The organism is Terrabacter terrae (assembly GCF_039529575.1).
GTDB lineage: Bacteria > Actinomycetota > Actinomycetes > Actinomycetales > Dermatophilaceae > Terrabacter > Terrabacter terrae.
Genome location: NZ_BAAANB010000003.1, coordinates 337,846 through 364,776 on the forward strand (window position 1 = coordinate 337,846; position 26,931 = coordinate 364,776).

Below are 26,931 nucleotides of genomic sequence, written 5' to 3' on the forward strand. Positions count from 1 at the left end.
AACAGGTTGAGCCCGACAGCGTGAGCGACGCCACGACAGGAAGCAACGGGTCCGCTCTACCGGGGCCCGCGATGACGGCTGGTCTTGGCGCTTTCAGGTCAGGTAGTCCAAGCGCGTCATCATGCCCGCTTCGGCGTGGTAGGCGTTGTGGCAGTGGACCATCCACCGGCCGGGGTTGTCGGCGCGCAGGTCCACCTCGAAGCCGAGCATGGGCGGGACGAGGATGGTGTCCTTGCGTGGGCCGATGCCCCCGGCCGGGCCGAGCTGGAAGGTGTGTCCGTGCACGTGCAGCGGGTGGCTCATCATCGAGGCGTTCCGGATCCGTAGTCGGGTGGTCTCTCCCGGGTGCACGGTGAGCGGCTGGGTGTCGTCGTAGGTGCGCCCGTTGATGGTCCAGACGTAGCCGTTCATGCTGCCCGAGAGGGTGAGGTCCTGGGTGCTTGCGGGCTCAGCCGGGGGCAGCGCCGATCCGGGGGCGGCTTGCACGTCGACGACGGTGAGGGGTTTGGAGGCCAGCTCGGTCGGGACGACGCCTGGTGTGGGGACCGTGCCCGCCCCGGTGCGCACCAGGGCCCGAGCGAGCCCGTGCTTTCCGTAGGGGCGTGCGACGAAGGGGAACACGCCGTCCTGCAGGGTGGCGACGGCGTCGTACCGCTCGCCCATCCCGAGGCGCAGCGAGGCGGTGTCAGTGGGCCTGATCCGGTGGCCGTCGGTGTCGGTCACGCGCAGCCGGTGTCCGGCGAGGGCCACGTCGAAGATCGTGTCGGCGGCGGCGTTGATGATCCGCAGGCGCACCCGTTGACGGGGCTTGGCCCGCAGCACATCCGGGTCCGTGGTGGCCCGGCCGTTGACGAGGTAGAGCGGGTAGGCCACGTCCCCGCCGTCGCCCCCCATCCCTGTCGCGCCATCGTCCGACGCGCCGCCGCCCATCGACCCCATCCCCGACCCCATCCCCGACCCCATCCCCGACCCCATCCCCGTTGACCCCATTCCCATGGAGCCGCCGCTGCGTTTGAGCTCGGCGTAGACCTGTTCGGGCGAGCGGCCCACCCCGTCGGTCCAGTCGTCGAGGACCAGCACCCACTCGGCGTCGTAGCCGCCTGGCTCGTGGGGGTCGTCGATGATGAACGGGGCGTAGAGCCCCCGGTCCAGCTGCAGCCCTGTGTGGGGGTGGAACCAGTACGTGCCGGGTTCGGGTACGACGAAGTCGAACCCGAACCGGCCTCCCGGGGCTACCGGGGGGTTGGTCAGGTGCGGCACGCCGTCCATGTCGTTGCGGATGGCCAGGCCGTGCCAGTGGACGCTGGTCTCCTCGGGCAGCCGGTTGTCGAAGTCCACCCGCACCCGGTCCCCGGCGGTGGCGCGCAGCATCGCGCCTGGCAGCGCGCCGCCGTAGGTCCAGGTGTCGACCGTGCGGCCGCCGAGGTCCACCTGGGCCGGCTGCGCGACGAGCCGGTAGGCGCGCGTGCGTCCGCTGCGGGGGCGCTGTGCGTCGGCGGAGGCGATGGCGGTCGCTCCGACGGGCTGGCTGCCGCTTCCGCACGCGGCCAGGGCGGCCGCGCTCCCCAGGCCGAGGGTTGCGGCGAGCAGGGCTCGGCGAGTCACGGGTGTCGGCGTCATGCCCTCACCCTCTGGCAGCCGCCCGGCACGGACCGTGAACCCTCCATGAAGGTTCCATCAAGAAGCTCCCCGAGCCTGCCAGCAGGTGCGGACCGACCGAGAGCTTGACGAAACCTTCATGCGTGCACTGCTCAACCCATACCTGCCCGGCGGACGCTTGAGATGAGCCGGGAGATCATCAGGACCGCTCGGACCACGACCGAAGGAGGTCGCCATGATGGGTTGGTACGACGCAGGATGGGGATGGATGGGCATGGTGCTCATGGTGCTGTTCTGGGCGGTGCTCATCGGCGTCATCCTGTGGGGCGTCATGCGCCTGACACAACGACCCCGCGAGGGCACGGCACCAGCGCCGGTCGAGTCCCCGCGCCAGATCCTGGACCGCCGCTTCGCATCAGGCGAGATCGACGAAGAGCAGTACGCGGCCGCCCGTCGAGCGCTCGAGGGACGCAGCGTGGACCACACACCCCACGAATAGGCCCGCGGGTAGGCTCACGCGCAGCCCACCCATGAAGGAGCGCTGATGGCCGAGGCCCTGCACGTGCTCGTCGTGGACGACGAGACCGACCTGGCCGACGTGGTGGCCGGCTACCTGCGCCGCGAGGGGTTCTCCGTGGACCTGGCCCATGACGGGCCGGGCGCCGTGGCCCAAGCGCGCCTCCATGCGCCCGACCTCGTCGTGCTCGACATCATGCTCCCCGGCTTCGACGGCATCGAGGTGTGCCGTCAGCTGCGCGGCTTCAGCGACGCCTACGTCATCATGCTCACCGCCAAGGACGAGGAGGTCGACAAGGTCATCGGCCTCTCCGTCGGCGCAGACGACTACCTCGTCAAACCGTTCTCCCCGCGCGAGCTCATCGCCCGAGTGAAGGCCATGCTCCGTCGACCCCGCACAGGGCGAGCCGCGACGCATCCGGGCGCACCCGTGCTCCGGTTCGCCGACGTCGTCGTTGACCTCGAGTCGCGCCAGGTCACGCGCGCGGAGGAGGCCGTGCCCCTGACCCGCACCGAGTTCGACCTTCTCGCCACCTTGGCCGAACGTCCACGAGCAGCGTTCACCCGTCGCCAGCTTCTCGACTCCGCCTGGGGCGAGGGCTGGTACGGCGACGAACACGTCGTCGACGTCCACATCGCCCATGTCCGAGACAAGCTCGGCGACGACGCCACCACGCCCCGCTACATCCGCACCGTCCGAGGCATCGGCTACGGGCTGGTCAGCCCGTGACTCCGAACCGAAGCACCGCCAGCCTGGTGACCCGGTTGACCGTCGCCCAGGTACTCGTGATCGCCGCCGGCTCGGTCACGTTGGCGGTGACGGGTGCGCTCGTCGCCCCCGGCCTGTTCCGCACCCACCTGGCCGAGGCAGGTCACGTCGAGCCCACGGTGCGCCGGCACGTCGAGGAGGCGTTCGTCTCCTCCGTCCTGCTGTCCCTGGCCGTGGCTACCCTGGCGGCGCTGCTGGCCGCAGGCATCCTGTCGTGGCTGCTCGTGCGACGCATCGCAGCCCCGGTGCGACAGCTCGCCGCCGCAGCTGATGCCGTGGCCGTCGGGCGGTACGACGTCAGCGTCCCCACGATGGCCTTCGGCCGTGAGCTGGAGCAGCTGTCCCGAGCATTCGGCCACATGGCCCACCGACTCGCCGACACCGACGCGGCCCGCACCCGGATGCTGGCCGACCTCACCCATGAGCTGCGCACGCCACTCGCGACGCTCACGGCATACATCGACGGCGTCGAGGACGGCGTCATCGCCGCGGACGAGGCCGCATGGTCGACCATGCGCAGCCAGGTGGACCGGCTGCGACGCCTGGCCACCGACATGCGCCAGGTCACCGACGCCCAGGAGGGCCTCGACCTGAACCTGCGCAGCCTGGACCCCGTGCGCCTGGCCCACGATGCCGTCGCCGCGGCCGCCCCCCGCTACACCGCCAAGCACGTCGACCTGCGCTACCAGGGCCCGGCCAGGACCACGCCCGTCACCGGGGACCCGGACCGACTCAGCCAGGTCCTCGCCAACCTCCTCGACAACGCCCTGCGGCACACCCCCTCCGGCGGCCACGTCCAGCTCCAGCTCGCCCAGGCCGGATCCCGGCTCACCCTGGCCGTGACCGACGACGGCGAAGGACTGCCAGCCGACCAGGTGGAAGCGGTCTTCGAACGCTTCCACCGCGCCGACACCGCCCGCGCCGGGCACGACGGCGGCAGCGGGCTCGGCCTGACCATCGCCCGCGCCATCGTCCACGGCCACGGCGGCACCCTCACGGCCGCAAGCCATGGCCCCGGCCTGGGCGCGACCTTCACGATCTCACTGCCGCTGCGTTGACCCACCGACGAGACGACGAACGCAACCGAAGCCCACGTATCTTCGGCGACACCATGGGCTCGCCGGCATCCACCGGACGCGTCAGGCGAGCCAGAGTGCGCTCCCGGGACACACGGCGCCCACATGTCATGCCGAGGCAGGCCGTTCGCGTCGTGCGACGAACCCAGTGGCGACGCGGCTGACAGAGGCGGCCCTTAGGCGTGGGTTTCGTGCTCGTGGCCCGCGTGCTCGGCGGCCTCGAACTGGATGGTCGAGTGGGTGACGTCGAAGTCGGTGGCAATGCTCGCCTGGAGCTCGTCCAGCATCGGGCCGAGGTGGCCGTCGTGGAAGCAGGACTCGTCCACGACCACGTGTGCGGTGAGCACCGGCAGGCCGGTCGCAACCAGGCTGGCGTGGAGGTCGTGAACGTCGTGCACATGCTCCAGCCGCAGGATGCGCCCGCGCACCTCCTCGAGGTCCAGGCCCTTCGGGGTCGACTCGAGCAGCACGTCGACGGTCTCGCGCAGCATCCGCAGCGTTCGCGGGATGATCAGCACGCCGATCAGCAACGACGCGACGGCGTCGGCTCGGAGCCAGCCCGTCGTGGCGATGACCGCGGCGGCAAGGAGCACCGCGACCGAGCCGAGGGCGTCGTTGGCGACCTCGAGGAACGCGGCCCGCATGTTGAGGTTGTCGCCGCGCCCTCCGGCCAGGATCGCAAGCCCGATGAGGTTGCCCACCAGTCCGACGACACCGAAGACGAGCATGACCCCGCTCGTCACCTCCGGAGGCTCCAGCAGCCGCCGCACCCCCTCGACGAGCACGAAGATCCCGACCGCGAGCAGGACCGCAGCCTGCGCTGCCGCGCCGAGGACCTCAGCGCGCCGGTATCCCCAGGTCCGGGCAGCCGTCGCGGGCCGGCGGGCCAGGACTGCCGCGATCAGGCCCAAGGTCAGACCGGCTACATCGGTCAGCATGTGCCCGGCGTCTGCGAGCAGGGCGAGGCTGCCGGAGATGAGTGCGCCGATGACCTCGACGACGAGGACGGCGACCGTGACCCCGAGGACGGCTGCCAGCCGGCCCCGGTGGTCGGCCAGACCGGGGCCGCCGTGCTGGTGTGCGTGCCCGTCGCCCATCAGTGAGCCTGCCCGGAACCGGGGCGAGTGCCGGTGGGCAACGAGGGCGCGGCCGCTCCTGAAGCATCGCGCCACGCCCCGTCGTCCGCGCGCATTGGGGAGGCTTTCCCCTCTCCCGCGGCGACCCCTCCCGCGACTGTGTCGCCAGTCTGCGGACGCGGTCGGACCACGGCGCGTGTCAGCCGGGGAATGTCGGCGCGCAGTCGCTGCTCCGCGTCTCGGGTGATGGCGTGAGCGGCCTCGAATGTGAGGTCGGAGGCGAGGTCGACCACCGCCTCGGCGTGCACCTCGTGGCCGACCCACCGCATCCGGACGTCGTCGACTGCCAGGACCCCGGGCACGTCTGCGACGGCTTCCTCAGCGGAGCGGACCAGTGCGGGCTCGATGCCGTCCAGGAGCCGGCGGAAGACGTCTCGAGTTGCCGTGCGCAGGACCAGGAGGATCGCGACGGTGATCAGCAGACCGATAACCGGGTCGGCCCAGTTCCAGCCGAGGGCGACCCCGCCTGCGCCGACGAGGACGGCCAGGGAGGTAAGCCCGTCGGTGCGGGCGTGGTGACCGTCGGCGACCAGGGCGGCTGAGCCGATGGCCTGGCCTTCGCGGATGCGGAAGACCGCGACGGCTTCGTTGCCGAGGAAGCCGACCAAGCCGGCGGCGGCGACCCAGCCGAGGTTGTGCACCGGGGCGGGGTTCAGGAGCCGGTCGATCGCTTCCCAGCCTGCGACGACCGCGGACAGCGCGATCATGGCAACGACGAAGAGGCCGGCTAGGTCCTCGGCGCGTCCGAAGCCATGGGTGTAGCGGCGGGTCGCGGCACGCCGGCCGAGCACGAAGGCAATCCACAGCGGGATGGCCGTCAGAGCGTCGGAGAAGTTGTGAATGGTGTCGGCTAGCAGGGCCACTGACCCGGAGATGAGGACGACGAGCAACTGCAGCACGGCCGTGATGCCGAGCCCGATGAGGCTGAGGCGGACGGCGCGGATGCCGCGGGCACTGGATTCGAGTGCTTCGTCGATCGAGTCAGCGACGTCGTGCGAGTGCGGCGTGACGGCGTGACTTAGCCGCGCCCAAAGCCCAGAACCGTGCTCGTGGTCATGCCCGTGGTCGTGGTCATGGTCATGCCCGTGGTCGTGGTCATGGTCATGCCCGTGGTCGTGGTCATGGTCATGCCCGTGGTCGTGGTCAGGCCCGTGGTCATGCGCGTGGTCATGCTCGTCGCCGTGAAGGTTGCCGTCCTGGTCGTCGTGGTCGTGGGCATGCACTGACGACTCTGGCGAAGCGGAATCCATGCGAAATACACTACCTGCACATGTGTGAAGGTACGAACTCACGTAGGCTTGCTTGCATGCACGAAGCCCTGTCGGATCTGTCGATGCCTGACGACGAGCAGGCGCACCTGGCCGCCGAGACCTTCCGGATGCTCGCCGACCCCACCCGCATCAAGCTTCTCTGGGCGCTGCTGCAGGGTGAGTCGTCGGTGACGTGCTTGGCGGAACTCGCAGGTGTCAGCCCGACGTCGGTGAGCCAGCACCTGGCCAAGCTCCGCCTTGCGGGCCTCGTCCGTGGTCGCCGCGAGGGCACCTACATCTACTACACCGCGGCCGACACTCATGTGCACGCCCTGCTCGCCGAGGGGCTCTTCCACGCCGACCACACCGACCGCGACCTCGGCGCCGAGACGGATCACCAGCACCGGATGCCCGCTGCCGACCGGGCCTGAGCCGTCGCCACGGGTCGCATGCTCGCTCGTCCACGTACCCAAGCGCGCCACCGCACCGTGAGCAGGGGCGCGAGCCTGAGACGCTCTGCCTCCACACGCCAGCTCCCTCGGTCTGCATGTGCGGTCATTCGGTCATTCGGTCAGCCCGAGGCCCGACAGGGCATCTCCGATCGCAGTTCGTCGGGGCACATGCCGTCCGGGTGAATCCGGACTGCCCGTCGGCATCAACTGGCGCGCTCAGGGCGGGGGCGCCCGATGTCGGTGGGCGACAAGGTCTCAGCGATGTCCGAGGTACTGCAGCACTCCTCGTGGCAGCTGGGCGCGTCATCACTCGCCCCTACGGCAACCAGTGGCGTCGGGCCGCACTCGCATGTCTCGCCGCGCCAGGCCTCCAGGCCCTCGCGGACCGCGACGCCGGCGATGACCAGCGCCGCGACGGGATCGGCCCAGGACCATCCGAAGAGGGCGTTTGCGAGCAGCCCCAGCAGCAGCACTGCGGAGAGGTAGGTGCACAGCAGCGTCTGCTTCGAGTCCGCGACGACACTGCCGGAGCCGAGCTGCCGGCCAGTGCGACGCTGCGCCCATGACAGGAACGGCATGATCAGCAGCGACGCGGCGCCGATCACGATCCCCACCGTGGACGGCGTGGCTTCCCCAGCGCCGGTCAACGTCCGGACGGAGTCGATCGTGACGTAGGCGGCGAGAGCGAGAAAGGAGACCGCGATCAGTCGCAGGGCCTGCTTCTCGCGGGTCTCCGGGATGGGGTGACGGAACTGCCACAGGATCACCAGGCCGCTGCCGACCTCCACCAGCGAGTCGAGGCCGAAGCCGACCAGGGCCGCCGAGGATGCGGCGGCTCCGGCTGCCACCGAAACGGCAGCCTCGAGGAGGTTGTAGCCCACCGAGGCGCCGGCCAACAGTTGCGCCCGGCGCCCGAGCTGCCGGCGTCGGTCCGGCGTCAAACCTTCCGACGGCGGAGTCTCGATGTCAGTGCTGTTGGAGTGCTCGACCGTCATGGCCGCACGGTCTTCCCGTAGCGGGGGCACAGCACGACCGCGTCGCCGGTCAGGCCGAGCAGCCGTTCCGCCGCGGCCAGCAGCTCCAGAATCGCCTCCGGGTGCGCGAGCGCATACACCGACGCACGGCCTTGCGCCCGGACCGTGACGATCCCGCAGTCCAACAGACATGACAGGTGACGGCTCACCGTCGACTGGGCCAAGCCGAGGTGCCCGGTCAGGTCGACCACGCGGTGCTCACCGAGGGCCAGGTGCTGGACTATCGTCAGGCGTGAGCGGTCACTGAACCCGTGGAAGAGGCACGCGGCAGCCTCAACAGCGGCCGCTTCACCCACCACCGTGTCATCGGTCCCTGCGCTTATCATCGTCATTCGCGCATGCTAGCGGCCCGGGCCCGTGCGGGTCCACCGCCGCAGCCTTGGCGGCGCAGGTGCTCGTGGCTGCTCGTGGCTGCTCGTGGCGACGCTGTATTGGGAGGAGCGCTCTTGGTGAGGCCTCGCGAGCCAGGCCCCGGCCGGTCTCGGTGCGCGGGAGTGGGTCGAGGCGTCAGAACGTCAGCACGTCGTGGGCCTCGACGCTCCAGGCTGCCAGCTCGTCGATGGTGGACGAGGGACGCCCTCGATGAGGTGGTCCTCGGTAAGACCGCGCGCGTCGAGACAGGTGCCGCAGGCTGCTACCTGGCCTCCATGACGGATGAAGCTGCGAAGCATGCGGTCGAGCGCGTAGTGGCCATTGGGCGTCTTCTGCCCGGCGATGGCGCACGTCACGGCGTCTCCCATGAGGAAGACCTTGACGTGCGCGTCATCGCGGTGCGAGAGCGCGACTGCCAGCCTCATGGCGTTGAACGTCTCGTCGACCCCGTAAGCGGGGCCGTTGAGGATCAGCAGGAGCTGCTTCACCGTCCGACCCTTCCTGATCAAGGATGTCGGGGTCACTCGTCGGGGCACTCCCGAAGCGGCCTCAGGTTGGTTCGAAGCTTGCACGCCGCTGGGTCGGCACTGCGAGGTTCGGGCCGGTTGTGATGGACCAGACGCTGCCGCCCTGAGGCGCGCCCGTCTTGGTGCGGGTCTTCAGTGGACGGAGGGTCAGGCTGCGCCGCTGTGGGGGAAGACCCCGGCGACGCGCCACTCGAGAACGCCCTCGGACGCTCGGCGGGCGTCGACGCCCTGGGCGGTGAGCAGCCGGACGGCGTCGTGGGCCAGGACGCAGTACTGCCCGCGGCAGTAGGCGACGACCTCACGCCCGGGCGGCAGCTCGGCGAGCCTCTGATCGAGGTCCTCCAGGGGGATGTGCACGGCCCCGGGAAGGTGGCCGGCGGTGTACTCCGGCGCGGACCGCACGTCCAGGAGGGTGACGTCGCCGGCGTGGAGGCGGCGGAGCAGCTCGTCGGTGTCGACCGCGGCGGTGTCGTCGGGGCCGATGTAGGCGCGGCGGGCCACTTCGGTCTGTGGCCGATGGCGCTGGGTCACCCGGTGCAGGTAGTCCCAGAGCCCGGCCACGTCGTCGCCGCTGAGCGAGTAGTAGATGCGTTTGCCGTCGCGGCGGGAGGTGAGCAGTCCTGCCTCGCGCAGCGTCTGCAGGTGTGCCGAGCAGGTGCTGACGCCGATGTCGGCAGCCTGGGCGAGGTCCTCGACGCTGCGGGGGCCCTGGGCGAGCAGGTCCAGCAGTTCCAGGCGCTTGGGGTTGCCGAGCACCTTGCCGACGGCGGCGAACTCGGCGAAGAGCGCGTCCTTGGCCTCCCGGTCACCCATTGGATCCTCCTGTTCTCGAAACGGCTGGTGTCGAACCGGCTGTGGGCCGGTGATGTGTCTCGTACATCCTCACGGCCACCACGATCCCGGAGAGAGCGGTCAGGGCGGCGACGACCCAGACGGCGGCGCGGACCCCGAGTGCGTCGGCGACGATGCCGGCGAGCAGGGCGCCGGCGGCGAACCCGGCGTCGCGCCACAGTCGGTAGGCACCGACCGCCCGGGCGCGCCAGGCCGGGTGGGCGACGTCGCCGATGGCGGCCAGCAGGGTGGGGTAGACCATGGCGGTACCGGCGCCGAGCAGGGCCGCGGCCAGGGCCCAGAGGGCGAAGGAGTCGACGACGGCAATGACCGCGAGAGCCACGGCCTGCAGGATCATGCCGGAGGCGATCATCCACTTGCGCCCGACCCGGTCCGACAGGCCGCCCGTGACGAGCTGCCCCAGGCCCCACACGGCCGGGTAGATCGCCGCGAGGATGCCGATGCTGGACACCGAGAGGCCGGCGCCGGCGAAGAGGATCGGGAACACGCCCCAGGCCAGGCCGTCGTTGAGGTTGTTGACCAGCCCGGCCTGGCTCGCCGCGGACAGGGCGGGCTCGCGGAAGCTGGTCTGGGTGAACACCTGCCAGTTGGTCAGCCCCCCGTGCAGGTGGTCGTGCCGGCCGTCCGCGCGGGCGACGTGACCGGCTGCCTCGAGGCGGGCGTGACCGCGGGTCTCCTTCACGGCCAGGGTCGAGAGCCCGACGCCGAGCGCGGCGTAGGCGATGCCGAGGAAGAACGGGGCCGGGCGCAGGCCGTGGGCCTGCGCGATGAAGCCGGTCGCCAGCGCGGTGACGGCGACGGCGGCATACCCGGCGGCTTCGTTGAAGCCCATCGCCAGACCCCGACGCGCGGGGCCGACGAGGTCGATCTTCATGACCACGGTGGTCGACCACGTCATGCCCTGGCTGATGCCCAGGAGCACGTTCGCCGCGATGACCCACCCCCAGGTGGGGGCCCAGATCAGCAGCAGCGGCACCGGGATCGCGACGAGCCAGCCGGCCACGAGCACCGGCTTGCGGCCGAACCGGTCCATCCAGGTGCCGGCGACGTAGTTGGTCGCGGCCTTGGCGAGGCCGAAGACGAGGATGAACGCCAAGCCGGCGGTGTAGCCGGTCAGGCCGAAGACGTCCTTGCCCAGCAGCGGCACGACGGTGCGTTCCTGGCCGAGCATCCCGCCGACCAGGGCGTTGACCGCGACGAGGAGCACGAACTGCGGGAGGTTCTGCCGCAGACCGAGTACCAGTCCGGGGCCTGTGGCGCCATCAGGATCGGGATGAGCGGAGCTGACGTCGGGGCCCCGCCCCGCGTTCGGCTGCGGCCGGTGATTGGGATCGGTGCCGGGGTTGACGCTCACGAGCGTGCCTGTCCGTGCAGGTCTTGCCCGCCGGCCCGGTCCGGCGCTCCCTTGGGCCCGGTCACCAAAGAGCGTCCCGTGGCGTCGGCCCAGTCCTGCGGTCCACCGTCCAACACGCTGACCTGGGTGTGCCCGGCGCGTTCGAGCACGCTGGCTGCACCCATCGCCCGTTCGGCGTGCCCGCACATCAGGACGAGGCGGCCGTCAGGAACGTGACCGGTGTCGGTGACCAGCGAACCGAGCTCGATGTGTCCGGCCGAAGGGAGATGTCCGCCGGCGTACTCGCTGTCCTGCCGGACGTCGAGCACACGGGCCGGATCGGCGACAGCGCCCGGGGCCGTCAGGGGCGTGGCCCGGACACCCCTCTGGCCGTGCAACCAGGCCTCGAGTCCGCCGTCCAGCTCGCCGGCGATGTTGTCGTAACCGACCTTCCGCGCCTGCCACAGGATCTCCGCGGGATCCTGGTCCTCGTTGCGCATCACGATCAGCGGCGTGTCGTCACTCAGTAGCCAGCCGAGCCACGTCGCGAACACCGGGCGCAGCGGGATCGACACCGAGCCGGGGATGTGCGCCGCGGCAAAGTCCGGGACCGGCCGCACATCGACGACCTCGGCGCCTGAACCTTGTAGATGTTCCACCTCATCGAGCGTGAGGCCCGTCAGGGTGTCACCGTGCACCAGGGCGGGACCGCGGCGGTTGATCTCGCCCAGGCGAAGGAAGTAGGGCGGGAAGCTGCCCAGGGAGGAGAGCAACTGGGTGACGAAGGCGTCCTCGCTGTCGGCTCGAAGCAGCGGGTTCGTGACCCGCTCGGTGCCGATGCTCGAGGTGCGCTCGGCGCCAGGTGGTGCAGCACAGAACGAGCCGGCTCCGTGGGTGGGCCAGACGGCGACGTCATCGTCCATGAGCGCCAGCCGCTGCAGCGACCGGTACTGGGCGCGTGCAAGCTCCTCCGTGCGCTCCGGGGACACCAGGTCGGTGCGCGCGGCAGACCTTACGATCAAAGACCCACCGGTGAACACCCCCAGCGTGCGCGAGCCGTCGCGCAGCTCGAACGAGATGTGTTCGTGGGTGTGCCCCGGAGTGGCGAGGGTGCGTAGTGTCAGGCCCCCGAGGTCGACCTCGTCGTTGTCCCGGAGACCCAGGTGCGGGTACTCGCGGTCGCCGTCAGCCGACGCCAGCACCCGCGCCCCGTCCGTGGCGGCGAGCTGAACGGCCCCGGAGAGGAAGTCAGCGTGCAGATGGGTGTCCGCCGCGAAAGCCACGCGCAGACCGCGCCGGCGGGCGACCTCTCGTACCTGCCGCAGGTCACGGCTGACGTCAACGGCCAAGGCGCGACCATCAGCCAAGTCGAGCAGGTATGCGGAGTTGCCCAGCCCTTCGTCCACGAGGGGGATCACAGCGATGTCGCCCATGGCGGCCAGCCCTTCCAGATGCACGGCAGAACGAACAAACCCAACACTACAACACTCCACGGATTGATTGAATGAAGTCGTGCCCTCCGCCCGGATCCGGATCCGGGCGACCCGGTCCGGTACCGAATCCGCCTATTGGCGATGCAGGGACCACAAGCCGAGCGCGGCCGAAGTGGCTGCAGAGGCAGGGCGCCTGCCACAGCCGCCCAGCGTGTGCGCCACCCGTCATGCGCCACGGCGCGGCGTGGACCGGTAACCGCGGCACCGGACTGGGCCATGCGCGCCGCGCCCGAGCCGGACGGTCACGCACCGTGTAGAGGTCTACACTGTTGGAGTGCAGAATGGTCCACCGAGGCTACGGTCGGTCGACGAGCATGCAGAGGTCGCCGCCGCCCTGGTCGACCCCAAACTGCGTCAGGCGTTGCTGGTCGAGGCTCAGCAGGCGGGCACCGTGTGGGTCGCCGGCCGACAACTGGACCTTTCTGAACCTCTCGAGTCGCTTGTGTGGGAGACGCTGTTGCGCACCACGGAACGCCTGGTGACGGACGGCCCCGCGACGCCGCACGTGCCGGACGGGCGCCGGTAGCAGCCCCACGGGTCCCGGCGGCGCCCACCCGGCACGGCGTTCCGTACTGGACACCCCGCTCCGGACTCACCGCGGCGGGGCTCGTCGGCATGGCGCAGGATTCACAGCCCTTCGCGGGAGCGCTCGGCTCGGATCGCCCGAGCCACCGCCCAAGCCACCGCCCGAGCAAGCCCCGGTGGCAGCGTCCCAGGGACGAGCTCCGGACACACCACGACCGGGTGCGAGCCTGCTTGCGTGAGGGCACTCGCGAGAGGAGGGCATCTCGGCCGGCGGGCTCCGGGATGGGCGACGAACCTCGGCAGATCCTCGTCGAGCCAACCCGAGGCCGGAGTTGCCGGCATGTGCGGGACTGTCGACCGCACCCATGAAGCGGCGCGCCGACGACCTCCGTGAGTGTAGACCTCTACACGCTGTCACATGTTACGCATGCCCCCTCGTCATCGCCGCGCCGGCGCCCGACGTGGGTCTCTCTCGCCTGAGCTCCGCGACGCGCTGAGGGCCGAGGCGGCACGCCTGAGCAGCTTGGACGACCCGGTCGAGGCCGCGCGAGCCGTCGGCGACCTGTACGCGGCCCTCGATCGCGAGCTCGACCGGGTCGCTGTCGTGAGGCTGAAAGCCGTGCGACAACTGCGTCGCTCCGGATGGTCCTACGACCGCATCGCCGAGGCCACGGGCCTGTCGAAGGGACGGGTTGCTCAGCTCGTCAAGGATGTCCGCCAGCCCTCCCGCCGGCAGGCAGCCCCATAGAAGCGGGTGCCGGCGGCTTTCTCGAGCCGAGCTCGCAGCCTTGGCACACCTGCGCTGCTCATTTCCGGGAGGGGGCTGCCCCGCCCGGCGACCACATGAGCAGGGCCTTGCCGGGGCCACCGACCTCTGGTCCACTGCCAGTGTCCAGGCGGGATCGGAAGCCGTGCCACGTGCGGAAGGGGCGGAGCCGGGCGCCCGTCGTCCGCTCCCCCACCTGCGCATCGTGACCGGACTCCGCACTGGGGATCGGCCGTGGCACCCAGACCCCAAGGGCCCGCGAACACCTGGCAAGCAGTCTCCGCCGATCCCACCTTCTAGTTCAACGAGAAAGGTCTCTCGTCAAACGAGAAGACGGGCAGCCCGCTTCGGAGGCCTTGCCGGGTCGGTCTCCTCGCTCGGGCCGTCCGGCCCCCGGCCGAGCGGGGACGTCAGGGACCGCCCGCGCATGGATCACATCCGACCGGAGCGGCGGAGCGGCGGAGCGGCGGAGCGGGAAGTGTGTCGCCCAGTTTGGTCCAGCCTGCACAGGAGCGAGTGCGCCTTCCAGCCGAAGCTGGACGGCGCACGTTGACCGGTCCCTCGAAGGGTCATGGCATTCCGGTTGGCGGCGCGAGCCTTCGGATCCGCAGGACCGGTGAGGTGCACCGGATCGTCGCGATGCCGTCGTCCCTGATCTGGAGCACCAGCACCATCGGCTGGCCGGCCCTCAGGTTCGAAACGCCGCGTAGGCGCAGCCAGGCGCCATCCCCGCGCAGACCCTCCGCAGCAACCGGGATGCGCCGCACCCGGCCGGCAGCCAGATCGAGCAGGTACTCGGAGTTCTCGGTGATCACCTCCCACGACGCATCCGCCGGCGCGTCCGTCCCGCCCGTGACCGCCACTGCAATGGCGTCCGCGTCGGCCTCGGGTGAAGCGAAAGGGCGTCCACTGGCGTCAGGGGCACACCCACCGGGTCCATCTCCAGCGGCGAGAGAGTCCCCCATGCCCGCTCCCTTCTCCGGGCCGACCACGGCCCGACGTTCATTCCGCGAGACCACTTCGTACGAACGTCGCTGAGAACGCGAAACACGACACCAGGCCTCCTCATTGAGTGTAGACCTCTACACCACGCCGAATCGACGTGCCGCCAGGCGCGGCTTCCGCGCTCGGCGTGGGCCCCTCTCCCGGCGAGTGCGGGCCGCGTTACGTCCGAGGCCGAGCGGCTCGCCGCCCCGAGGGGCCCGGTCGCGACGACGAGGGCATTCGGTGGCCGGTTCGGTGGCCGGTTCGGTGGCCGGTTCGATGCCATCGGCGCGGGAAACTCGATCGGTGATGGCGGTGCACGCGCGCAGCGGCGCAGCCGGGTGCCGATACGCGTCGACGCGACCTGAGCGCTTCCGGACACGAGTTACGCAGGTGGTCGTGGACGAGCGCCTAACCGGACTCGGTCCGCATCCCGGCCTCCCGGCAACCCCCGACGTCGACCGTTCGACACGCACAGACCGCCGGAGCCCGGCCTTGGAGCCTTGAGGACGCCCACCGGGAGGCCCCGGCCGGTCGAGGGCCCCGGGTGGGCGCCGACCAGTCGGACCAGCCCCACTGCGCCGCCAGCGAGAGAGGTGGACCGGTTCGAGAACACCGCGCGAGTAGGACGTCGTGACCGCGGCGTCGGCTCCTACCCGTGACCCCGGACTCGCGGGCGATGGTCAGTATCCCCATGTTCAAGCACAGCTGCGTCTGGACCGGGCGGAGTCGTGGCTCGGGCGGGCAGGCTCTTGACGTCGACCCGCCGGTAGCCTGCCCGCATGCCCCTTCCCATCTCGCGCAGCGCGCTGGACAGGCTCGGCAAACGCTTGTGCGCCGAGGCGGTCTCTGCAGCCGACTGGGGCACGTTCGAGACCGTCCTGGACGCGTACCAGGCCACGCTCGATGACGCGCAGAGCATCCTCGAGGCGGCGGGTTTCGAACCGACAACCAGGGTCAAGTCCACCGGGACGCTGGTGGAGAAGCTGTCCCGGGGCACCTCGTTCAAGTCCGTCCAGGACGTCGCCGGCGCGCGCGTCGTCGTCAACGGCGGCCGCGTCGACCAGGACCGCGCCGTCGCGCGCATCGCGAGGGTCTTCACCGCGGCCGGCTCCGCGGTCAAGGTCCTGGACCGTCGCACGTCCCCGAATCACGGGTACCGTGCGGTCCATCTCATCGTCACCCACCAGGGGCTGCCGCTCGAGGTCCAGGTCCGCACCCCGCTGCAGGACCTCTGGGCGCAGATCACCGAACGCCTCGGCGACATCTGGGGGCGGGAGCTGCGCTACGGGCAGCCTCTCGATCCGGCCAACCAGCCTGTCGTGCCCGGGATGCCTCCACCGGTTTTCACCCGTGAGAACTTCGTCGATATGCTCCTTGCTACGTCCGAGGAAATCGACCGCGTGGAACAGGCGCAGGTGCGGCGATACCAGGAGCAGGACGAGATCGTCATCAAGGTGACGGAACAAACAGGCGTAGCGCCTCCGTTGGACGAGACAGAAGATACTCTGCGCAGGACGATGGAAGCCATCATGGGCCTGGTCAGGAAACTCGAAGGAGGGTGAGCAGCGTGAACCACTACCTCATCGTGTTCGACCGCTCCGAGTCCCGGCTTCTCTCCCTCGAGGAGTGCGCCTCATCCCGAGAGGCCATGAAGGCCCGCTTCAGAGCTGAGTCGCTGCACCGGAGCGATCCCGAGATCGAGATCGTGGTGCTCGGCGCCCGGTCGAAGGAGGCGCTGCGCACCACGCACGCCCGCTACTTCGAGCCGATGAAGGACATGGCCGCCCGTGCCGTCGGGATGATGACCCAGCAGCGCACGGCTGCCGCCGGCGCCTGAGCAGATCGCTCACGACCTCCGGTCCCGCGCCCTTCCCAGTCCGACTCGCCGGGTCTGTGTCGGAACATGGCTGAAACCCTCGCTGTAACCGCGACCCCTGGGCGCTGCGGCGCGGCTGCCTGGAAGACCCGTCGCGCTGCGCTCACCCACATCGCAGCCCCCTCCCCCCTTTGGGTCAGGTCTCCAGCCGGCGCACCGGCCATGGCGGCTGCTCCGGAACGATCAAGCGCATCGAGGTGAGCTGGCTCGTCGACCGCAATCCTGACCCCCCCGCAGAGGGCCGGACCTCAAGGTGCGCGCGCATCTCCATCCCGATCTCGAGCTGGTAGACGACGAGCAGCGTCAGCCACTCCTCGTCGCACGTCAGCGGCCACTCGAGCACGGGATCCGGCTTGAGGCGTGATCCGCGAACTTCGAGCGGACCAGCCGATGACCGGAACACATGCCACACACCGTCAACGACAACCTCCAGTCCCGGTAGAACCTCAGCTGGTCCTGGCCCCCGCCGCGCTGCGCCCCCGGCCTCCCCACCGGACCGAGAGACATCCGGGCTGTCTGGGCCGTCTGGACCGGCTGGAGAGCCCGGGCCGTCTGGGCCGTCTGGGCCGGCTGGACCGGCCATGGAGCCCGGCCCCGTCGACGTGGCAGAGCTCGGCGTGGTCCCGGAACTCCCCCGCGTGTCACCCACGTCACCTCGACCACGACGCTCGCCGGCGCTCCACACCCGGTACAGCGCCGCGATGGCGGACGACTGACGCCAGTAGTCCCAAACCGCGAACTCTGACGGCTGATCGACCCAGATGAAGAACGTGTCACCGACATGCGGCCAGCGCTCCACACCGGTCAATCTGAGCACGGACACGTCGTGCGGGAACGCGTTCGAGCGCTCCCCCGGCAAACGCAGATAGGCGCGGTTGTCGAGGTCGAACACGTGCAGGGAACTTCGGCTCCGGGCGAGGTAGAGCCCGCCGTCCTCGTCGAGGCGCTCGACGGTCTCGACCGTCGCCGCCTCTGTTGCGCCGGGACCGCTGCTCGGCCACTCGCCGCCGGCTGGGGCTCCCATGACACCGAGTGTAGACCTCTGCACACCGACGGGGTCGAAGCCGGTTCCGCTCACATCACCATCGCGGACGGCCGCCTCCTCAGCGACCGGCGTGGACGCTGGGCGCCGGAGATCTCGTCCGGGATCGGGTGGACGCCCTCGCTTCGCCGCGGTCTCCAACCGGCCCTGTCCGGGTCGTTGCCGGCGTGGCGGAACCGGGAGGATCACCGCGCGCGTCACAGTGGAACGCGCGACGGTCCCGCGGACGGTGGCGCCCGGATCGATGCGGCTGCCGTTGCCCGGCGGGCGCACCCACAACCACAGGGGACGTCCATGGCCGCCAACACAGCCGTGCTTGCTCGCGCAGCTCAACTCGTCGCGCCCACCGCGCAAGTCACTCACCTGGGGACGGGTGGCTTCGCGAGCACGTTCAAGATGACCGAGCCAGGCGGGCAGGTCTACGCGCTCAAGGTGGTCGACGCCCAGCAGTCGGGGGCCGAACGGACCGAGCGGGAGCTGTCCGCCCTGCGCAAGGTGGTCCACCCGAACGTCGTCGGGTATCGCGGTACCGGCACGGTCGGTCTCGATGGTGTCGACTACCGCTGGCTGTCCATGACCTTCGTGGAGGGCTCGACCCTCGCCCAGTTGTGGGCGTCCGGGCGGCGTTGGGACCTGCCGTCCGCGGTCGCTCTTCTGCGGCACGCGGTCGCCGGAGCCAGTGCCATCTGGGCACAGCAGACCGCGCATAGGGACCTCAGCCCGAACAACCTGCTGGTCACTCCCGCGGACGAGCTCGTCATCGTCGACCTCGGGCTCGCCCGCGCCCTCGACGACGAGACCATCACCGTCCTGCCGACCCCGGGGACGCCAGGCTGGATGTCGCCCGAACAGGTCGGGGCCTCGCCCACGCATGGTGACTGGCGGTCCGACCAGTACGTCCTCGGTCTGATCGGCTACTGGCTCATCACGCAGACGCTGCCGCTGACCTACCGCAGCCGGTACGAGGCGTGGCTCGCCCCGGCACAGCAGAGCCCGCGCAGCCCGCGCGAGCTCGACCCGAACATCCCGACCGCCCTCTCGGACGTCATCGTCAAGATGCTCGCGAGGGCGCCGCACCGACGCTACTTGCAGCCGGCGTCCCTGCTCGCCGACCTCGACCGGGCCGCGGCGGCGTTGACGGTGACCGAGACGACCCTGCAGGTCCAGCCCCAGTTCCTGCTCACCATCGGTGACAAAAAGTCGTTCGCCGCCTCGTCGGCGTTCCTGACGTCCGTGTCGCCGGACGCGCTGCTCATCGAGCCGCGGGCCCGGGGCCGCGTCGCGGAGTTCATGGACCTGACCCGCGCCATGCCCGTCACGCGCATCATCGACCCACGCACCCACCTCGCCCGTTCTCCCCTCCAGCATCGTCCGGTCTACTTCAAGGAGCTCCCCTTCGGGGCGGACGCCACCCTGACGGGGTTCTCCACCCCAGCAGACCGTCTCGCGTTCTGCCAGGCCGTCACAGACTTCATCCTCGAGGGCGGGAGTGAGGTGGTGCTGGCCCCGTACTTCTTCGCCGGACCCGGAGAGACGGTGTGGGTCGAGGAGAGCCTCCGATGCGCGACGGCCACGACCGAGCTGTTGGAATCACGCGCCGCGACCCGCGGCGGACACCTCGAGCCGGTCTGGACGACCGTCGCCGTCTCGCAGCACTGGCTCGGTAACGTCGACGCGCGCGACCAGCTGTTGACCCTGCTCACCTCCCAGCCGATGCAGATGCTCCACCTGCTCGTCCACACGACACAGCAGACCTTTGCCCCGCTCGGTGACCGCGCCATCCTCGACGGCATCGTCGAGGTCCTCACTGTGATGCGGGATGCCGGGGTTCCCGTCACGCTCGGGCGGCGAGCCTCGGAAGGGCTGCTCGGCCTCGCGTTCGGGGCCGCCGGATGGACGACCGGGGTGTCCGGGGTCCAGATGAACATGGCGCCACACCCAGAGGCGGCTGCTACCGGCGGACCGGGCAGCCCCCGCATCTACATCCCGCAGCTGCTCACCCACGTAACCACCCAGACATTCGTCCTCTGGGCAGCGACCGACCCCACCCTCGTCACTGTCACCACGGCACCCGGCCAGAACCTGCTTCGGCGCAACCCGGCCCTTGAGCGCCTCAGCACCGAAGACGGCATCGACCTGCTCCGACACAACGTGACCGCGATGCGCTCCCAGGTGAGCAGCCTGTCAGGTGTCACCCCGGCGGAACGGCGCACGCTCATGCGGGGCTGGGTCGACGACGCGCAGCGGCTCATGCGGCTGCTCCCGGCCCCTGCAGGCCCCGGCGAGGGCAGCGGGTTCCTGCAGGTCTGGTCGGATCTGCTCGGCTGACTCAGACGATCGGGGACCCGGCCCGACGCGCGCCCGGTGTGGTCACCGACCGCAGCACCTGCTCGGCGGCCCACCGTCGGCGGTGCGGCTGGACGGCCGCCGCCGGCGCTACTGTATGCACCACCCGGACCGAACCGTCGTTCTCCACTGCCAGAACTCCGACCCTGTTCCGGGCGGCCTCTCCGATGACGGCCGATGCCACCCGCGAATCTGGCAGCGCAACGAAGCACTGCTCCGCGAACAGGCGGTACCGGCCCGCCTGCGCGATCGCGCGGCGCCACGCCGACAGCTTCAGCTCGACGGCGACCAGCCCGCCGTAGGGGTCGCTCGTGTCGACCATGGCCCGGTAAGTTACGACCCCGTCAATCAGCGACCGGCTCAGAAGGCCTTCAGCCAGCAGCGGCGCCACGGTGCGACGCTGCAGAGAGCGCCAACCGTAGGGCGCCCACCCGCGCAGGTCCTCCTCAGAAACACCCTGCTCGGCACGACCGAGGACCCATGTCGCCAACGCGTCGCCGAACGCGGCCCGTGGGCGTGCGAGCAGCGCATCGACCCCAGCTACCAAGTCCGCCACCCCAGACCCGGCGTCGATCTCTTCACCGACGGACGCCACCCCGGGCTGACCCATGAGCCACCGTCGCACGGGCGCGGCGAGGTCGGCTTCTGCCACGAAGGCGTCGGACAGACGGAGGGCAGGACCGGTGTCACCACACATGCCCTTGACCGTGAGCGGCGGCGCGGGCATCGCAATCGCGCCCATCAGACCTCCTCGCCACTGGCTGCTGACGTACGCCGGACGATCGGGGTCTGGCGATTCCGCTTGGACGTGACCGTATCAGGGCACGTCCGTGCCCAAGCCCGGACAGCCCGGGCAGACACGGAACCCCGCACACCTCGTACATCCCGGCCCGTTCAGGCGTCGCGTCAAGCCCGCGCAGCCAGTGCCAACGGGAGCATCTGCCGTCCGGCCTGTGTCAGGGACATCCGACGGGTGGAACGCGAGAACAGGCCGATGCTTGCCTCGCGCTCCAGACCCTGAACACCTGCGGACACGTCGACCGCACGGCCTGCACCAGTTCGACGGCCCGGGTTACGCTCAGCTCCTCGTCGACGGCGGTCGCGAAACCTGTCGCCAGACGCGACTCTCGCGTCCACCAGTCCCCGGCTACGTGGTGCGGGCTCGGTCACCCCAGGTTTCGAGCTCGGCGAGGTCATGCGGGGTCAAGCCGACCCTCGTGTCCGGAGCGATGAGCAAGGAGTCGACACCAAGGTGCGTGAGCCAGCGTTTCGCCACCTCGGTCCGCGACGGGCTCAGGTGGTCTTCGCACCACGCAAGCGACGTGACCTCGTCGTGGCTCCCCAGCCACTGCCGCAGCGCCTGCAGTTTCCACCACCCGGATGAGGGCAGGGGCTCCTTCTCGGCGCCGATGTCCACCCATGACCGCCCGGGGAAGGGCGCGACCGCGGTCCGCATCTGCTCTGACCAGCTCGTCAACCACCAGCACGTCACGCCGGGCTGATCCGCGAGCCGGTCCAGCCGCGCGCACATGGCCGGGGAGGTGTAGACCGGACCGAACACGTCGCCCGCGAGGACGTCGTCACCCCAATCCGTGTGGCCGCCGACCGGTGAGACCACCCCATCGACGTCGACCACCAGCGCATGGGTCACCACCTGAGTGTTGCAGCCCATACGGCGTGGGCGACAGCGAATGAGACCGAGCTGCCAGCCCCTCTGCCAAGGGCACGCAGATGCGGACGCGGCGACGGCGGTGGTGCGGCTCGAGGCCGCTCCGCGGAGGTCGCCCGCCTCACCCTGAGTTCGTGGGCAGCGAACTGGAACCTGGTTAGGCGTCGTAGGTGCGAGCCAGGCCCGCCAACGCGGTCACAGCCAGGCCGCCCCAGCCAAACCCCGCCACCAGGCGGTCCCGATCGCGCGGGGTTGCCGGGGCCGCGGGTGCGCTCAGGGGGCCCTTCATGTGATCGTCCCAAGCGGGACCCGAGCACGGGTGCCGAGCACGGAAGCAGTTCAGCTGCACCCGCCCTCGCACCCTCGCCCAGCGGGTTGCACGCCCGAAAGCCGGCCCGGGGCGTCGACTCACGTCGGCCATACCCAGCCCGTCGCGACGCCGACGACGACGCTGGCGGCGCCCGCCACCAGCGCGGCCACGACGGGGCCCCTGCCCGTGCGCACGACACCGGCGAGGTCCCGCCCCGAGCGCGGGACGATCGCGAAGGTGGGGACGATCCAGCGCAGGTAGTAGTAGAGGCTGAGCAGGGAGTTGAGCACGACCGCGGCGGTGAGCCACCACTGGTCTCCGTCCCAGGCGGCGGTCGCCGTGGTCAGCTTGCCGACGAAGACCGCCGTCGGGGGCGTGCCCACCAGACCGAGGAGACACACGAGGAGCGCCCCGGCGAGCCACGGGCGTTGTCGCGCCAGGCCGCGGTAGTCGGAGAGGCCGCGATGCTCGGGCAGCGAGGCGGCGACGGCGAAGGCGCCGACGTTCGTGACGGCATACGCCCCGAGGTAGAAGAGCAGCGAAGACTGGGCCAGGGGGCTGCGCCCGGCGACGGCCACGGGGACCAGCAGGTAGCCGGCCTGGCTGACGGTCGACCAGCCGAGCAGCCGGCGCACGTCCGTCTGCCCGTAGGCGGCGAGGTTGCCGAGCGTCATCGTGAGCACGGCGAGCGCGCCGACGAGCAGCGGCCAGGCCACGGTGCCGGGCAGGACGCCGACGAACCGGTAGAGCGCCAGGACGGCGCCGAGCTTGGGGACGGTGGTGAGGAAGGTGGCGGCCGTGACCCCCGCCGCCTGCGCGGCGTCGGGTACCCAGAAGTGCGCCGGGACCGCCCCGGCCTCGAAGAGCAGGGCGGTGACGACGAGGACCGCACCGGCCGAGAGCACCCCGGACGGCGAGGCTCCCAGCTCGCGGGTGAGCGCCGCGTAGCTCGTCTCGCCGGACACGCCGTACAGGAGCGCCGTGCCGAGCATGAGGGAGATGCCGGCCAGGGCGCCGAGCAGGTAGGTCTTCATCGCCGCCTCCGCGGCGCCGCGCGTGCGTTCGAGGCCGACGAGGCCGTATGCCGGGATGCTGGCCAGCAGGAACCCGACGAGAAGCACCTGCAGGTCCCGGGCGCCGCTCATCACGAGGACCCCGGTGGACGCGAGGAGCAGCAGGGCGTACGTCTCCGCCTCGCGGGCCGAGCCGCTCACGTCGTCGGCCGCGACCAGGAGCATGAGTGCGACCGCCACGACGACGACCACGCGTACCACTCCGGTGGCCCGGTCGGCGACGAAGCTGCCGCTGAACGCGATCTCGCTGCCGCGGAGAAGGGCCCCTATGGACGGGGCAGCGGCCACCAGGAGCGCGACCGCCGCGATGGCACGGGTGGCCCACAGACGCCGGCGCGGCAGGAAGGACCCGGACAGCAACACAGTGAGCGACCCTGCGAACAGGGCCATTTCGGGTGCGAGAACCAGCGGTCGCATCTTCTCGATCGCCGCCTTATCGGGACACGAGGCCGACGAGGACCGACGACGCCGGCTCGATGACGTCGAGCACGACCCGCGGGAAGATGCCGATGACCAGCGAGGCCAGCAGCAGGGCGCCGACCGCGAGCACCTCCGGCGTCGTGAGGTCCTCGAAGCCGGCGGACTGCCCGCGAAGGCCCCCGGTGAACACCCGCTGGTAGGCGCGCAGGAACAGTCCGGCGGTCACGAGGATCCCGGTGAGCGCCACGGCGGTCACCGGGGCTGCCCCGATGCTGCCGGTGAAGATCTGGAACTCGGCGATGAACCCCGAGAGGGCGGGCAGGCCGAGCGAGGCGAAGGCGCCGACGGCGAAGACCGCCGCGAGCCGCGGCGCGGGCCCGGCAAGGCCCCCGTAGCCGTCCAGGTCGTAGTCGCGACCGCGGCGGTGGAGCACACCGACGACGAGGAACAGGGCGCCGGTGACGACGCCGTGGCTGACCATCTGCGTGACGGCTCCGGTGACGGCGAGCTGACGGGAGGAGGTGCTCGCCGCGGTCAGGCCGGCGACACCGACGGCGAGCACGACGTAGCCCATGTGGTTGACGGAGGTGTAGGCGATCATCCGTTTGAGGTTGGTCTGGGCCAGGGCGACGAAGGCGCCGTGCAGCACCGAGACGACGCCGAAGGCGATGATCACCCACGACCAGGCCTGCCAGCTCTGGGGCAGCATCGGCATGGCGATGCGGACGAAGCCGTAGGTTCCCATCTTGAGCAGGACGCCCGCCAGGACGGCCGATCCCACGGCCGGCGCGTCGGTGTGGGCCGGAGGCAGCCAGGTGTGGAAGGGCACGGTCGGCGTCTTGACGAAGAGCCCCAGCAGGATCGCTCCGAGCACGAGTCCGGCGACGGGTCCCGACGAGTGGAGCGGCATCGCGGCCACGAGCGTCGGGATGTCGAAGGTGTGCGGGTCCGAGGCGACATAGAGGCCGATGAAGCCGAGCAGCAGCGCCAGTGACCCGAGGAAGGTGTAGAGGAAGAACAGCAGGGCCGATCGGGCCGCTGTCCCGCTCCCCCACCCGGCGATGAGGAAGTACATCCCGACGATCGACAGGTCGAAGAAGACGAAGAAGAGGATCAGGTCGGCCGACACGAACAGCCCGAGGCTGACCGACTGCAGGAACAGCATGAGGGCCGCGCGCGACCTCGGGCGCTCGGCGTCGCGCAGGCTGTAGACGGCGCAGGCGAGGAAGACCAGGGCGGTCATGCCGACGAGGGGAAGCGAGAGCCCGTCGACACCGACGTGGTAGCTGCTGCCGATGCGCGGCATCCAGTCGAGGCGCTCGTCGAAGGCGAGCTGCCCGGCCGCCGGGGCCGTGTACCTCGACCAGGCCAAGGCGACCAGGAGCAGGTCGACCGCGCCTACGCCGACCCAGGCCCAGGCCACGGCCCTCGGGGACAGCGGGACCGCCGCCAGCACGAGAGCCGACAGCAGGGGCAGGAAGACGATGAGACTGAGCACACTCACCTCACGAGAGCGGACGTGACGAGCAGGGCGATGGCGGCCGTGGCGACGAGGACCGCCTGGACGTAGTACTGGTGCAGCTGCCCGGTCTGCGGGCGTCGGGCCCGCTCGGCCAGCGACCGAACGCCGCTCGCTGCCAGTGACACCGCGCCCGCGAGGACGTGGAGGTCGAAGCCGGCCAGGGCCTGCGCCGCCCGACGGGCGAGGGTGGCGGCAGCCAGGGGCACGGGCTCGACGGCTCTCCGGTCGGCTGCATCGAGAGCTCGGGCGAGGGCGAACGCGGGTCGTACCGCAAGGCGGTGCGCGGCCTCCTCCAGTCCCAGCCAGTGCCGCGCCCAGCCGGGCTCGGGGAGCCTACCCGCGCGGACGACCCATACGGTCACCCCCGCGACGGCGAGCGAAAGGACGGCAGCCCCGATGAGCGAGGGCCACACCACCGCAGGAACGCTCGCTCCCACCGTCCCGGCGAACCACGACACCACCGGTGGCAGGGCGAGGGCGCCGAGGACCACCGAGCCGGTGGCGAGGACCACCAGCGGAACGGTCCGGGCCGCGCCGGGCCGCTCGTCGCCCCCGGGACGGACTGGGTCAGCGCCTCCGGGAAGCCGGGCGGACCACAGCGTGGCGAGGATCTTGCCGGAGTACGCCGCCGAGAGGGCCGCCCCGACGAGCGCCACCGCGTAGAGCAGTCCGGCTGCCGGTACTCGCGGCCCGGCCGGGTCGAGCAGTGACGCGAGGACGGCGTCCTTGGTCGCCCACAGCGACAGCGGCGCGATCCCGGCGAGGGACAGGGCACCCAGGGTCGCGCTCCATCCGACGACGCGCCATCGCCGGGCCACGCCGGCGAGCTGGTCGAGGCTGCGGGTTCCGAGCAGGGCCAGCCACACGCCGGCGGCGAGGAAGAGCAGGGCCTTGGTGGACGCGTGGGCCACCAGCTGCGCGCTGCCGCCGACGAGGGAGCCGGTGCCGGCTGCGAGCACGACGAAGGCGAGCTGGGCGGCGGTCGAGGCCGCCAGCAGCTGCTTGAGGTCGCGCTGGGCGAGGGCGACGACGCCGAGCGCCACTGCGCTGATCGCGCCGAGCCAGGCCACGAAGGGGCCGGCCCAGCCGGTGGCGGTGAGCAGTGGCTGGACGCGCAGCAGCAGGAAGCCGCCCAAGGCGACCATCGTCGCCGAGTGCAGCAGGGCGCTGACCGGGCTGGGGCCCTCCATGGCGCGCGAGAGCCAGAACGAGAAGGGCAGCTGAGCGGCCTTGCCGAGCGCCGCGACGACGATGCCCGCCGCCACGACGTCACGCCAGCCGGGGGCCACCGCGGCCAGCCGGTCGAGGGCCAGTCCCCCGCCACCGGCCACCGCCGCCCCGGCGGCCACGTAGAGGCCCAGGTCGGCCGTGCGCGTCGTGAGGAACGCCGTGAGCCCGGCCGAGACGCGGCGCTCCTCGCTCCACCGGAAGCCGATGAGGGCCCAGGACATCGCACCCATGACCTCCCAGGCGAGAAGCAGGGTCGGCAGGGTCGTCGCGGTCGCCGTGACGAGAGCGGCCGCCGCGAAGAGCAGCATCAGCCCGTGGAAGCGCGCCCGGCCCGCACCGACGGCGCCCGTCAGCTCCCCGTCCGCGGTGCCCAGCGAGAAGACGAGCACCAGCAGCGTCACGACGGCGATGGTCGGGACCATGGCTGCTGCGAGGCCGTCGACCTCGAGACCGAACCCGCCCCCGTCGACGCTTCCGAGGAAGGGGGCCGACGCCCGCGGACGCGACACGGCGCTGACGAACGCCAGCACGACCACCGCCGACGCCACCAGCACTGCGACCGGAGCGGCAAGACGATCCACCGGTCGGACAGCGGCGGACCGGTCGGCTGCCGCCTCCGCTCCCAGTCGGGCCGCCGGCTCCGTCTCGGGGGGTCTGCCGGGACGCCTGCCGCCGGCGCCTGCCGCGAGGATGGCACCGGCCGCTGCCGGCAGGCCCACCAGCACCCACGGCATCCAGGACGCGTCGCTCACCTCG

25 protein-coding genes are annotated in these 26,931 nt (G+C 71.0%); 9 read left to right on the plus strand and 16 right to left on the minus strand.

The features are described 5' to 3' along the window. Nucleotides 1–93 precede the first annotated feature (93 nt). Nucleotides 94–1,620 carry a multicopper oxidase family protein gene (locus tag ABD194_RS06950; protein WP_343989382.1) on the minus strand — a complete coding sequence of 509 codons (1,527 nt, stop codon included), beginning with the start codon at nucleotides 1,618–1,620 and terminating at the stop codon, nucleotides 94–96. 214 nt (nucleotides 1,621–1,834) lie between these two features. Between ABD194_RS06950 and ABD194_RS06955 the strand changes: the two genes are divergently transcribed. From ABD194_RS06955 to ABD194_RS06965, 3 genes are read left to right on the plus strand one after another with little or no spacing between them, the layout of a single operon-like run. Next, complete coding sequence (locus tag ABD194_RS06955; RefSeq protein WP_343989384.1) at nucleotides 1,835–2,098, plus strand: SHOCT domain-containing protein; 264 nt, start codon at nucleotides 1,835–1,837, stop codon at nucleotides 2,096–2,098. A 45-nt stretch (nucleotides 2,099–2,143) separates the two neighbouring features. Next, complete coding sequence (locus ABD194_RS06960; RefSeq protein ID WP_343989386.1) at nucleotides 2,144–2,845, plus strand: response regulator; 702 nt, start codon at nucleotides 2,144–2,146, stop codon at nucleotides 2,843–2,845. A 26-nt stretch (nucleotides 2,846–2,871) separates the two neighbouring features. Then, nucleotides 2,872–3,942 (plus strand): sensor histidine kinase, encoded by a 1,071-nt coding sequence (locus ABD194_RS06965; protein ID WP_343989387.1) that lies wholly within the window; start codon nucleotides 2,872–2,874, stop codon nucleotides 3,940–3,942. 194 nt (nucleotides 3,943–4,136) lie between these two features. Here the strand turns inward: ABD194_RS06965 and ABD194_RS06970 are convergent, their stop codons facing one another. Further along, nucleotides 4,137–5,057 (minus strand): cation diffusion facilitator family transporter, encoded by a 921-nt coding sequence (locus ABD194_RS06970; RefSeq protein ID WP_343989389.1) that lies wholly within the window; start codon nucleotides 5,055–5,057, stop codon nucleotides 4,137–4,139. Next, complete coding sequence (locus ABD194_RS06975; RefSeq protein WP_343989391.1) at nucleotides 5,057–6,346, minus strand: cation diffusion facilitator family transporter; 1,290 nt, start codon at nucleotides 6,344–6,346, stop codon at nucleotides 5,057–5,059. Before ABD194_RS06975 ends, ABD194_RS06970 begins: the two co-directional genes overlap by 1 nt. A gap of 56 nt (nucleotides 6,347–6,402) precedes the next feature. Between ABD194_RS06975 and ABD194_RS06980 the strand changes: the two genes are divergently transcribed. Beyond that, nucleotides 6,403–6,777, plus strand: coding sequence for an ArsR/SmtB family transcription factor (locus ABD194_RS06980; protein WP_343989393.1), 375 nt, complete (start codon nucleotides 6,403–6,405; stop codon nucleotides 6,775–6,777). A 224-nt stretch (nucleotides 6,778–7,001) separates the two neighbouring features. Here ABD194_RS06980 and ABD194_RS06985 read toward each other — a convergent pair whose 3' ends face one another. From ABD194_RS06985 to ABD194_RS07010, 6 genes are all read right to left on the minus strand, one after another. Then, entirely contained in the window at nucleotides 7,002–7,793 is a 792-nt protein-coding gene (locus ABD194_RS06985) for a cation efflux transmembrane domain-containing protein (RefSeq protein WP_343989395.1), read from the minus strand. Further along, nucleotides 7,790–8,164, minus strand: coding sequence for an ArsR/SmtB family transcription factor (locus tag ABD194_RS06990; RefSeq protein WP_343989397.1), 375 nt, complete (start codon nucleotides 8,162–8,164; stop codon nucleotides 7,790–7,792). Before ABD194_RS06990 ends, ABD194_RS06985 begins: the two co-directional genes overlap by 4 nt. Before the next feature lie 183 nt (nucleotides 8,165–8,347). After that, entirely contained in the window at nucleotides 8,348–8,692 is a 345-nt protein-coding gene (locus tag ABD194_RS06995; protein WP_343989399.1) for a DsrE/DsrF/TusD sulfur relay family protein, read from the minus strand. 186 nt (nucleotides 8,693–8,878) lie between these two features. Then, complete coding sequence (locus tag ABD194_RS07000; RefSeq protein WP_343989401.1) at nucleotides 8,879–9,544, minus strand: ArsR/SmtB family transcription factor; 666 nt, start codon at nucleotides 9,542–9,544, stop codon at nucleotides 8,879–8,881. Further along, complete coding sequence (locus tag ABD194_RS07005) at nucleotides 9,537–10,826, minus strand: MFS transporter (protein WP_343989655.1); 1,290 nt, start codon at nucleotides 10,824–10,826, stop codon at nucleotides 9,537–9,539. Before ABD194_RS07005 ends, ABD194_RS07000 begins: the two co-directional genes overlap by 8 nt. A gap of 107 nt (nucleotides 10,827–10,933) precedes the next feature. Then, the gene (locus ABD194_RS07010) at nucleotides 10,934–12,349 is read right to left on the minus strand and encodes a rhodanese-like domain-containing protein (protein ID WP_343989403.1); all 1,416 of its coding nucleotides are present in this window, start codon (nucleotides 12,347–12,349) and stop codon (nucleotides 10,934–10,936) included. Between the two features lie 334 nt (nucleotides 12,350–12,683). On the opposite strand from ABD194_RS07010, the gene ABD194_RS07015 reads away from it, so the two are divergent. Together ABD194_RS07015 and ABD194_RS07020 are read left to right on the plus strand one after the other, a co-directional pair. Then, nucleotides 12,684–12,935 (plus strand): hypothetical protein, encoded by a 252-nt coding sequence (locus tag ABD194_RS07015; protein WP_343989404.1) that lies wholly within the window; start codon nucleotides 12,684–12,686, stop codon nucleotides 12,933–12,935. A gap of 522 nt (nucleotides 12,936–13,457) precedes the next feature. Continuing rightward, on the plus strand, nucleotides 13,458–13,682 hold the full coding sequence (locus ABD194_RS07020; protein WP_343989405.1) for a helix-turn-helix domain-containing protein: 225 nt from the start codon (nucleotides 13,458–13,460) through the stop codon (nucleotides 13,680–13,682). A 587-nt stretch (nucleotides 13,683–14,269) separates the two neighbouring features. Here ABD194_RS07020 and ABD194_RS07025 read toward each other — a convergent pair. Continuing rightward, nucleotides 14,270–14,563 carry a hypothetical protein gene (locus ABD194_RS07025; RefSeq protein ID WP_343989406.1) on the minus strand — a complete coding sequence of 98 codons (294 nt, stop codon included), beginning with the start codon at nucleotides 14,561–14,563 and terminating at the stop codon, nucleotides 14,270–14,272. Between the two features lie 903 nt (nucleotides 14,564–15,466). On the opposite strand from ABD194_RS07025, the gene ABD194_RS07030 reads away from it, so the two are divergent. Together ABD194_RS07030 and ABD194_RS07035 are read left to right on the plus strand one after the other, a co-directional pair. Continuing rightward, the gene (locus ABD194_RS07030) at nucleotides 15,467–16,249 is read left to right on the plus strand and encodes a RelA/SpoT domain-containing protein (protein ID WP_343989407.1); all 783 of its coding nucleotides are present in this window, start codon (nucleotides 15,467–15,469) and stop codon (nucleotides 16,247–16,249) included. A gap of 5 nt (nucleotides 16,250–16,254) precedes the next feature. Then, nucleotides 16,255–16,524 (plus strand): hypothetical protein, encoded by a 270-nt coding sequence (locus ABD194_RS07035; RefSeq protein WP_343989408.1) that lies wholly within the window; start codon nucleotides 16,255–16,257, stop codon nucleotides 16,522–16,524. A 175-nt stretch (nucleotides 16,525–16,699) separates the two neighbouring features. On the opposite strand, the gene ABD194_RS07040 is transcribed toward ABD194_RS07035, so the two are convergent. After that, nucleotides 16,700–17,587, minus strand: coding sequence for a hypothetical protein (locus ABD194_RS07040; protein WP_343989409.1), 888 nt, complete (start codon nucleotides 17,585–17,587; stop codon nucleotides 16,700–16,702). A 312-nt stretch (nucleotides 17,588–17,899) separates the two neighbouring features. Between ABD194_RS07040 and ABD194_RS07045 the strand changes: the two genes are divergently transcribed. Continuing rightward, nucleotides 17,900–19,933 carry a serine/threonine protein kinase gene (locus ABD194_RS07045; protein WP_343989411.1) on the plus strand — a complete coding sequence of 678 codons (2,034 nt, stop codon included), beginning with the start codon at nucleotides 17,900–17,902 and terminating at the stop codon, nucleotides 19,931–19,933. Nucleotide 19,934: 1 nt separating this feature from the next. Here ABD194_RS07045 and ABD194_RS07050 read toward each other — a convergent pair whose 3' ends face one another. The 5 genes from ABD194_RS07050 to ABD194_RS07070 form a co-directional block, all read right to left on the minus strand. Next, entirely contained in the window at nucleotides 19,935–20,342 is a 408-nt protein-coding gene (locus ABD194_RS07050; RefSeq protein WP_343989413.1) for a hypothetical protein, read from the minus strand. A gap of 756 nt (nucleotides 20,343–21,098) precedes the next feature. Further along, nucleotides 21,099–21,602, minus strand: coding sequence for an HAD domain-containing protein (locus tag ABD194_RS07055; protein WP_343989415.1), 504 nt, complete (start codon nucleotides 21,600–21,602; stop codon nucleotides 21,099–21,101). A 426-nt stretch (nucleotides 21,603–22,028) separates the two neighbouring features. Continuing rightward, nucleotides 22,029–23,393 (minus strand): NADH-quinone oxidoreductase subunit N, encoded by a 1,365-nt coding sequence (locus ABD194_RS07060; protein ID WP_343989417.1) that lies wholly within the window; start codon nucleotides 23,391–23,393, stop codon nucleotides 22,029–22,031. Between the two features lie 43 nt (nucleotides 23,394–23,436). Next, nucleotides 23,437–24,927 carry a complex I subunit 4 family protein gene (locus ABD194_RS07065; protein ID WP_343989420.1) on the minus strand — a complete coding sequence of 497 codons (1,491 nt, stop codon included), beginning with the start codon at nucleotides 24,925–24,927 and terminating at the stop codon, nucleotides 23,437–23,439. After that, entirely contained in the window at nucleotides 24,924–26,927 is a 2,004-nt protein-coding gene (locus tag ABD194_RS07070) for an NADH-quinone oxidoreductase subunit 5 family protein (protein WP_343989422.1), read from the minus strand. Before ABD194_RS07070 ends, ABD194_RS07065 begins: the two co-directional genes overlap by 4 nt. Nucleotides 26,928–26,931 lie beyond the last annotated feature (4 nt).

What these genes read in the sequence shown, in the direction of transcription:
- ABD194_RS06950 (WP_343989382.1), bottom strand. Translation starts at nt 1,620, where the DNA reads ATGACGCCGACACCCGTGACTCGCCGAGCCCTGCTCGCCGCAACCCTC.
- ABD194_RS06955 (WP_343989384.1), top strand. Translation starts at nt 1,835, where the DNA reads ATGATGGGTTGGTACGACGCAGGATGGGGATGGATGGGCATGGTGCTC.
- ABD194_RS06960 (WP_343989386.1), top strand. Translation starts at nt 2,144, where the DNA reads ATGGCCGAGGCCCTGCACGTGCTCGTCGTGGACGACGAGACCGACCTG.
- ABD194_RS06970 (WP_343989389.1), bottom strand. Translation starts at nt 5,057, where the DNA reads ATGGGCGACGGGCACGCACACCAGCACGGCGGCCCCGGTCTGGCCGAC.
- ABD194_RS06975 (WP_343989391.1), bottom strand. Translation starts at nt 6,346, where the DNA reads ATGGATTCCGCTTCGCCAGAGTCGTCAGTGCATGCCCACGACCACGAC.
- ABD194_RS06980 (WP_343989393.1), top strand. Translation starts at nt 6,403, where the DNA reads ATGCACGAAGCCCTGTCGGATCTGTCGATGCCTGACGACGAGCAGGCG.
- ABD194_RS06985 (WP_343989395.1), bottom strand. Translation starts at nt 7,793, where the DNA reads ATGACGGTCGAGCACTCCAACAGCACTGACATCGAGACTCCGCCGTCG.
- ABD194_RS06990 (WP_343989397.1), bottom strand. Translation starts at nt 8,164, where the DNA reads ATGACGATGATAAGCGCAGGGACCGATGACACGGTGGTGGGTGAAGCG.
- ABD194_RS07000 (WP_343989401.1), bottom strand. Translation starts at nt 9,544, where the DNA reads ATGGGTGACCGGGAGGCCAAGGACGCGCTCTTCGCCGAGTTCGCCGCC.
- ABD194_RS07010 (WP_343989403.1), bottom strand. Translation starts at nt 12,349, where the DNA reads ATGGGCGACATCGCTGTGATCCCCCTCGTGGACGAAGGGCTGGGCAAC.
- ABD194_RS07030 (WP_343989407.1), top strand. Translation starts at nt 15,467, where the DNA reads ATGCCCCTTCCCATCTCGCGCAGCGCGCTGGACAGGCTCGGCAAACGC.
- ABD194_RS07040 (WP_343989409.1), bottom strand. Translation starts at nt 17,587, where the DNA reads ATGGGAGCCCCAGCCGGCGGCGAGTGGCCGAGCAGCGGTCCCGGCGCA.
- ABD194_RS07045 (WP_343989411.1), top strand. Translation starts at nt 17,900, where the DNA reads ATGGCCGCCAACACAGCCGTGCTTGCTCGCGCAGCTCAACTCGTCGCG.
- ABD194_RS07060 (WP_343989417.1), bottom strand. Translation starts at nt 23,393, where the DNA reads ATGGCCCTGTTCGCAGGGTCGCTCACTGTGTTGCTGTCCGGGTCCTTC.